At 71.0% G+C, this 8,053-nt stretch carries 5 protein-coding genes; 3 read left to right on the top strand and 2 right to left on the bottom strand.

What is annotated here, in order from left to right; all coding sequences use genetic code 11:
* Nucleotides 1-43: 43 nt before the first annotated feature.
* Complete coding sequence (locus ACFU7Z_RS31495) at nucleotides 44-2,494, bottom strand: DNA topoisomerase (ATP-hydrolyzing) subunit A (protein ID WP_074005662.1); 2,451 nt, start codon at nucleotides 2,492-2,494, stop codon at nucleotides 44-46.
* A 297-nt stretch (nucleotides 2,495-2,791) separates the two neighbouring features.
* Between ACFU7Z_RS31495 and ACFU7Z_RS31490 the strand changes: the two genes are divergently transcribed.
* The 3 genes from ACFU7Z_RS31490 (at nucleotide 2,792) to ACFU7Z_RS31480 (ending at nucleotide 7,037) form a co-directional block, all read left to right on the top strand.
* Entirely contained in the window at nucleotides 2,792-4,141 is a 1,350-nt protein-coding gene (locus ACFU7Z_RS31490) for a pitrilysin family protein (protein ID WP_074005661.1), read from the top strand.
* Nucleotides 4,142-4,161: 20 nt separating this feature from the next.
* Complete coding sequence (locus ACFU7Z_RS31485; RefSeq protein WP_074005706.1) at nucleotides 4,162-5,526, top strand: pitrilysin family protein; 1,365 nt, start codon at nucleotides 4,162-4,164, stop codon at nucleotides 5,524-5,526.
* A 317-nt stretch (nucleotides 5,527-5,843) separates the two neighbouring features.
* The gene (locus tag ACFU7Z_RS31480) at nucleotides 5,844-7,037 is read left to right on the top strand and encodes an RtcB family protein (RefSeq protein ID WP_380781222.1); all 1,194 of its coding nucleotides are present in this window, start codon (nucleotides 5,844-5,846) and stop codon (nucleotides 7,035-7,037) included.
* Between the two features lie 42 nt (nucleotides 7,038-7,079).
* Here ACFU7Z_RS31480 and ACFU7Z_RS31475 read toward each other — a convergent pair whose 3' ends face one another.
* On the bottom strand, nucleotides 7,080-7,892 hold the full coding sequence (locus tag ACFU7Z_RS31475; protein ID WP_380781220.1) for an LAGLIDADG family homing endonuclease: 813 nt from the start codon (nucleotides 7,890-7,892) through the stop codon (nucleotides 7,080-7,082).
* Nucleotides 7,893-8,053: the final 161 nt, after the last annotated feature.

Here is an 8,053-nt window from a genome sequence, read left to right as displayed (position 1 = left end):
GCACCGGACGATGTCCGGTGCCCCTCCGCTCGGGCGGGAGCCGTTACGCCGGGCCGGCGACCACCGCGATCGGGGTGGTGACCGGGGTGCCGGAGCCGTCGCGGCGCGGGTCGCGCTCGGGCAGGTCGACCGGGGCGCCCTTGGCGGTGGCGGCGCGGGCCGGGGCGGCGCCGGCCCAGGCGAAGGCCAGGGCGTCCTCGCCGCGCAGGAAGCGCTGGCAGCGCACGCCGCCGGTGGCGCGGCCCTTGCGCGGGTACTGCTCGAACGGGGTGACCTTCCAGCTGGTCTGCTCGCCGTCGGAGAGCGTGCCCGTGGCCGTGGCCACCGAGACCACCACCGCGTCCGCCGCCGGGTCCACCGCCGTGAAGGACAGCACCCGCGTGCCGTCCGACAGCTTGATGCCCGCCATGCCGCCCGCCGGGCGGCCCTGCGGACGCACCTGGCCCGCGGGGTAGCGCAGCAGCTGGGCGTCGGAGGCGATGAAGACCAGGTCCTCCTCGCCGGTACGCAGTTCGACCGCGCCCACCAGCTCGTCACCCTCCTTGAGGGCGATCACCTCGAACTCGTCCTTGTTCGCCGGCCACTCCGGCACCACCCGCTTCACCACGCCCTGCAGCGTGCCCAGCGCCAGCCCCGGCGAGGACTCGTCCAGCGTCGTCAGCGCCAGCGCCCGCTCCCCGTCCTCCAGCCGCAGGAACTCGCCCACCGCGGCCCCGCCCGCCAGCGTCGGCGACGGTGTCGGCGGCAGCGCCGGAAGGTCGATCACCGGCAGTCGCAGGACCCGGCCCGCGGACGTGACCACGCCGACGTCCGCCCGGGCCGTCGCGTGCACCGCCGAGACGATCACGTCGTGCTTCGCCCGCTTCTCCGACTCCTCGAACGGCTCGCCGTCCGCCGTCCGCGCCAGCAGGCCCGTCGACGACAGCAGCACCCGGCACGGGTCGTCCGCGACCTCCAGCGGCACGGCCAGCGCGGCCGAGGGCACCGCCCCCGCCTCCAGCAGCACCGTGCGCCGCTCGGTGCCGAACTGCTTGGACACCGCGCCCAGTTCGGACGACACCACGCTGCGCAGCTTGGTGTCCGACTCCAGGATCTCGGTCAGGTCCGCGATCTCGGAGGTCAGCTTCTCCTTCTCCTGTTCCAGCTCGACCCGGTCGAAGCGGGTCAGCCGCCGCAGCGGGGTGTCCAGGATGTACGCGGTCTGCGTCTCCGACAGCGAGAAGTGCTCCATCAGGCGTTCCTTCGCCTGCTGGGCGTTGTCACTCGACCGGATGATCGCGATGACCTCGTCGATGTCGAGCAGCGCGACCAGCAGGCCCTCGACCAGGTGCAGCCGCTCCTCGCGCTTGCGGCGGCGGAAGTCGCTGCGCCGGCGCACCACGGTGAAGCGGTGGTCGACGTAGACCTCCAGCAGCTCCTTCAGCCCCAGCGTCAGCGGCTGCCCGTCCACCAGCGCCACGTTGTTGATGCCGAAGGTCTCCTCCAGCGGCGTCAGCTTGTACAGCTGCTCCAGCAGCGCCTCCGGCACGAAGCCGTTCTTCACCTCGATGACCAGCCGCAGCCCGTGCTCGCGGTCGGTCAGGTCCTTGACGTCCGCGATGCCCTGGAGCTTCTTCGCGTTGACCAGGTCCTTGATCTTCGAGATGACCTTCTCCGGGCCGACGTTGTACGGCAGCTCGGTGACCACGATGCCCTTGCGGCGGGCCGTCACCGCCTCCACCGTCGTCGTCGCCCGGATCTTGAACGTGCCGCGGCCCGACTCGTACGCGTCCCGGATGCCCGACAGGCCCACGATCCGCCCGCCGGTCGGCAGGTCAGGACCGGGCACGAACCGCATCAGCGTGTCCAGGTCCGCGTTCGGGTGCTTGATCAGGTGCCGGGCCGCGGCCACCACCTCGGACAGGTTGTGCGGCGGCATGTTCGTCGCCATGCCGACCGCGATGCCCGTCGCGCCGTTCACCAGCAGGTTGGGGAACGCGGCCGGCAGCGCCAGCGGCTCCTGCTCGCTGCCGTCGTAGTTGGGGCCGAAGTCGACGGTGTCCTCGTGGATCGACTCCACCATCGCCATCGAGGCGGCCGTCAGCCGCGACTCGGTGTAGCGCATCGCGGCCGGCGGGTCGTCGTTGCCCAGCGAACCGAAGTTGCCGTGCCCGTCGATCAGCGGCAGCCGCATCGAGAACGGCTGCGCCATGCGCACCACCGAGTCGTAGATCGACTGGTCGCCGTGCGGGTGCAGCCGGCCCATCACCTCGCCCACCACGCGGGCGCACTTCACGTGCGCGCGCTCCGGGCGCAGGCCCATCTCGTTGGCCTGGTACAGGATCCGGCGGTGCACCGGCTTCAGGCCGTCCCGCGCGTCGGGCAGTGCACGCGAGTAGATCACCGAGTAGGCGTACTCCAGGAAGGAGCCCTGCATCTCGTCCACGACGTCGACGTCGAGGATCCGCTCCTCGAAGTCTCCGGGCGGCGGGGTCTGCGAACTGCGGCGGGCCATCGCGGCGGGGCTCCCTTACGTGTCGCTGGCTGTGTCTCGGTCGGTCGCCGAACGCCGGGGGGCGGTCGTCGCTCGTCTCCGCACCGTCCCGCCGCCGGACCCGTCAACCGGGCGCCGTCGACAGGGCGCGGCGCCCCCATTGTGGACCCTCGGGCCGACACTCCCGGTCAGCGGCCCTCTTCCGCCCCTGGCGAACGGCCCCGTCCGCGCGGACACGAACACGGCTCCCACACGTTGCACCACAATGGGGGACGCCACACGAACCCCCGACATCGACGACGGGAAGGACCCGAGCGCATGGCCAACCCGGCCCCCGCCTCCAGCCGAGGCATCGCCATCACCGAGCACCGCCTGGCCAACGGCCTGCGCGTAGTCCTCTCCGAGGACCACCTGACCCCGGTCGCCGCCGTCTGCCTCTGGTACGACGTGGGCTCCCGGCACGAGGTCAAGGGCCGCACCGGCCTCGCCCACCTCTTCGAGCACCTGATGTTCCAGGGCTCGGCCAACGTCACCAACAACGGGCACTTCGAGCTCGTCCAGGGCGCCGGCGGCTCGCTCAACGGCACCACCAGCTTCGAGCGCACCAACTACTTCGAGACCATGCCCGCCCACCAGCTGGAGCTCGCGCTCTGGCTGGAGGCCGACCGGATGGGCTCGCTGCTCGCCGCGCTCGACGAGACGTCCATGGAGAACCAGCGCGACGTCGTCAAGAACGAGCGCCGCCAGCGCTACGACAACGTCCCGTACGGCACCGCCTTCGAGAAGCTCACCGCGCTCTCCTTCCCCGACGGCCACCCGTACCACCACACCCCGATCGGCTCCATGGCCGACCTCGACGCGGCCACCCTGGAGGACGCCCGGACGTTCTTCCGGACGTACTACGCGCCCAACAACGCGGTCCTCTCGATCGTCGGCGACATCGACCCCGAGCAGACCGTCGCCTGGGTCGAGAAGTACTTCGGCTCCATCCCCGCGCACGACGGCAAGCAGCCCCCGCGCTCGGGCGAGCTCCCCGAGACGATCGGCCGCGAGATCCGCGAGGACGTCCACGAGGACGTCCCCTCCCGCGCCCTGATGGCCGCCTACCGCCTCCCGCACGACGGCACCCGCGAGGCCGACGCCGCCGACCTCGCCCTCACCATCCTCGGCAGCGGCGAGTCCAGCCGCCTCTACAACCGGCTGGTCCGCCGCGACCGCACCGCCGTCGCCGCCGGCTTCGGCCTGCTGCGGCTGGCCGGCGCCCCCAGCCTCGGCTGGCTCGACGTCAAGACCTCCGGCGACGCCACCATCGAGCAGATCGGCACCGCCGTCGACGAGGAGCTCGCCCGCTTCGCCGCCGAGGGCCCCACCGCCGAGGAGCTCGAACGCGCCCAGGCCCAGATCGAGCGCGAGTGGCTCGACCGGCTCACCACCGTCGCCGGCCGGGCCGACGAACTGTGCCGCTACGCCGTCCTGTTCGGCGACCCGGAGCTGCTCAACGACGCCCTCCCCAAGGTCCTCGACGTCACCGCCGAGGAGGTCCAGGCCATCGCCAAGGCCCGGCTCCACCCCGACAACCGGGCCGTCCTCGCCTACGAGCCGACCGCCGCCGCCGAGACCGACGCCGACTCCGACGCCGCTTCCGAAGAGGAGGGTGCCGCCGTATGAGCACCGACTACGTCCCCGCCATGACCTTCCACCCGCAGCCCCGGCCGGGCACGCCCAGCCCCTGGGACTTCCCCGCCCCCGAGCGGGCCGCCCTCGGCAACGGCATCACCGTCCTGCACTGCCACCGGCCCGGCCAGCAGCTGGTCGCCGTCGAGGTCCTGCTCGACGTCCCGCTCGCCGCCGAGCCCGAGGGCCTCGACGGCGTCGCCGGCATCCTCGCCCGCGCCTTCAGCGAGGGCACCGACACCCTCAGCGCCGAGGAGTACGCCGCCGAGCTGGAGCGCGCCGGCGCCACCCTCGACACGCACGCCGACCACCCGTGCATCCGGATCTCCCTGGAGGTCCCCGCCTCCCGGCTCCAGCGCGGCCTGTCCCTGCTCGCCGACGCCCTGCGCGCCCCGGCCCTGCCCGAGGCGGAGATCGAGCGGCTGGTCGCCAACCGCCTGGACGAGATCGTCCACGAGCAGGCCAACCCCGCCCGGCGCGCCGCCAAGGCCCTGTACGCCGAGCTCTTCGACGCCGCCGACCGGCTCTCCCGGCCCCGCGCCGGCACCGCCGACACCGTCAAGTCGATCGACCGCGCCGCCGTCAAGGCCTTCTACGACGGCCACGTGCGCCCCGCGACCAGCACCGTCGTGGTGGTCGGCGACCTCACCGGCGTCGACCTGCCCGCGCTGCTGGAGAGCACCCTCGGCACCTGGACCGGAACGGCCGCCGAGCCGTCCGTCCACGCCCCGGTCACCGGCGACGACCACGGCCGCGTCGTCATCGTGGACCGCCCCGGCTCCGTCCAGACCCAGCTGCTCATCGGCCGGATCGGACCCGACCGCCACGACCCGGTCTGGGCCGCCCAGACCCTCGGCACCTACTGCCTCGGCGGCACCCTCACCTCCCGCCTGGACCGCGTCCTGCGCGAGGAGAAGGGCTACACCTACGGCGTGCGCGCCTTCGCCCAGCCGCTGCGCTCGGCCGCGGACGGCAGCGGGCGCGCCATGCTCGCCATCAGCGGCTCGGTGGACACCGCCTCCACCGCCCCCGCGCTGGCCGACACCTGGGTCATCCTGCGCACCCTCGCCGCCGAGGGCCTCACCGACGCCGAGCGCGACGAGGCCGTGCAGTTCCTGGTCGGCGTCGCCCCGCTGAAGTACGAGACCGCGGGCTCGGTCGCCGGCACCCTGGCCGACCAGGTCGAGCAGTACCTGCCGGACGACTACCAGGCCGAGGTCTACCGGCAGCTCGCCGAACTGCCCACCGCCGCCGCCACCGAGGCGGTCGTCGCGGCCTTCCCGCCGGACCGCCTGGTCACCGTCCTGGTCGGCGACGCCGCCGTGATCGCCGACGACGTGCGGGCGCTCGGCATCGGCGAGGTCACCGTCGTCAGCTGACGCCTGATCCGCTGCCGTCCGGCCCCGTGGAGCACCCGCTCCGCCGGGCCGGACGCGTTTTTAAATCCGTTGCGGGCCGCGCCCGTTCCGTGGATAGATGTTCCCCGACGCACAGCACGTGCGAACTGCGACGAAGGAAGGGAGGCGGTCACCATGCGGGTCGAGCAAGCCATACGACGCTCCCCGAGGCCGTATTCCCCCTGCACCGTCGCCCCGGGCGCCTGAGCCCCACCCCCTGAACTTCCCCGAGCCGTGCCGGGATTCCTCGCGCGGCACCACCTTCCCCGAACCACCCGACCTCTGGAGGTCGTTCACCCATGTCGTACACCGAGGTACCCGGCGTCCGCGTCCCGATCCGGATGTGGACCGACCCGGCCACCGTCGAGGGCCAGGCCCTCCAGCAGCTGCGCAACATCAGCTCGCTGCCCTGGCTGCACGGCCTCGCCGTGATGCCCGACGTCCACCTGGGCAAGGGCGCGACGGTCGGCTCCGTCATCGCCATGAAGGACGCGGTCTGCCCGGCGGCCGTCGGCGTCGACATCGGCTGCGGGATGAGCGCGGTGAAGACCTCGCTCACCGCCGAGGACCTCCCGGACGACCTCTCCGGCCTGCGCCGCGAGATCGAGCGGGCCATCCCGGTCGGCCGCGGCCTGCACACCGACCCGGTGGACCCGTCCAAGCTGCACGGCTTCCGCACGGCGGGCTGGGACGACTTCTGGCAGCGCTTCGACGGAGTGGCGGAAACGGTCAAATGGCGTCGCGAGCGGGCCATGCAGCAGATGGGAACGCTCGGAGCCGGCAACCACATGATCGAATTGTGCATCGATACGGTTGGTTTCGTGTGGCTGATGCTGCATTCCGGATCGCGCAACATCGGCAAGGAGCTGGCGGAGCACCACATGACCGTCGCCCGCTCGCTGCCGCACAACCAGGGTCTGGTCGACCGCGATCTCGCGGTGTTCCTGTCCGGTACGCCGGAGATGGCGGACTACCGCTCGGACCTCTACTGGGCGCAGGAGTACGCGAAGCACAACCGCGCCCTGATGATGGCGCTCTTCCAGGACGTCGTCCGGCGCGAGTTCACCAAGGCGCAGGTCACCTTCGACGAGGTGATCAGCTGCCACCACAACTACGTGGCGGAGGAGCGCTACGACGGCATCGACCTGCTCGTGACCCGTAAGGGTGCAATCCGGGCCGGAACGGGCGAGCTCGGAATCATCCCGGGTTCGATGGGAACCAGCTCGTTCATCGTTCGCGGCCTCGGCAACACTGCGGCCTTCAACTCGGCCTCGCATGGCGCCGGCCGGAAGATGAGCCGTACGGCGGCGAAGAAGCGCTTCACCGTACGTGACCTGGAGGAGCAGACCCGGGGCGTGGAGTGCCGCAAGGACAGCGGAGTGGTGGACGAGATCCCCGGCGCGTACAAGTCCATTGAGAAGGTCATGGAGCAGCAGCGTGACCTGGTCGAGGTCGTTGCTCAGATCAAGCAGGTCATCTGCATCAAGGGCTGACCGGTCAACATGAGATGGCCCCCGACGATGTCGGGGGCCATCTCATCGGTGCGGCAGGATCCTCGGACGCTTGGGGCCGATAAGGCGCCATTGACGGATCTTGCAGCTCTTGAGCGTTCTGCCCAGCTGCTCGGATGCGAGCTCCATGCTTTCCGCAGTGAGGATCACCTCGTCCTCCTCCTGGGTCCAGCTGCGTCGAGGGGGAGCGAACCCCATGGTCGACGGGCGAATCCAGGCGCTGACCTGATCGGCGCCGGCCTGTTTGCGGGGCAGGGCCAGACAGCCGGGATAGTAGAGATCACTGGCCAGCGCCACGCCGGGTTCTTTGAGGAACAGGACGTTGTAGATGTCGTCGCGTTTATTGCGGGTGGGATTGCGCTGGGCCCCACAGAGCCGCATCGTGTAGCCGGTGAAGAAGAAGGCCATTGCGTCGCTCTTGGTGGTGAGACTGACGAAGGGCAGGTCGTCGGAGGTGAGGCCGACCGAGCCGTCGGCGTCGATGAGGCCGCGCAGGTAGTCCCGCTTCGAGAACGGCACCGTCGGTGGCGCCACGATCTCGGACTTCCGTCCTGCCGGTAGGCCGAGTGCCTGCAGTTCCTCTCGGAACTCCCGGGCGCAGACGGCCCATAGCACCGAGGTGTGGTCCGCCTTGAAGTTCGTCGTCCGCGTCCGATAGCTGATGGTGCTGTTGTACGGGCAGAGCCGCTGGAACTCCTCCAGGATCGGGGCGTCGCGTGCGGCGAGTTCCACGGAGAGTCGACCGCGGTTGCGGGACTGTTCGGTGAGGTGTCCGTCCGCCTGGAGGAAGGCGAACATGTAGGCGTGCTCGGGTCGTTCGAGATCGAAGAAGGTCATGCCGCGAGCATCAGTGCGATCCGTCGTTCGAGGGGGTCGAACGAGCACCGGTTCGCTCAATGGTGTGGATGCGATCTGTTTCGCAAACAGAAGCGCCCGGCAGTGCTAGGCGAGTGGTGAGGAGCCCGGATAGCGGTGCGGCGGACGGGGCGGATCAGGGC

The sequence above is a fragment of the Kitasatospora sp. NPDC057518 genome (assembly GCF_042802075.1).
Classification (GTDB): domain Bacteria; phylum Actinomycetota; class Actinomycetes; order Streptomycetales; family Streptomycetaceae; genus Kitasatospora.
Note: the sequence above shows the minus strand (reverse complement) of the source record. Positions and strands in the feature narration are given on the sequence as shown.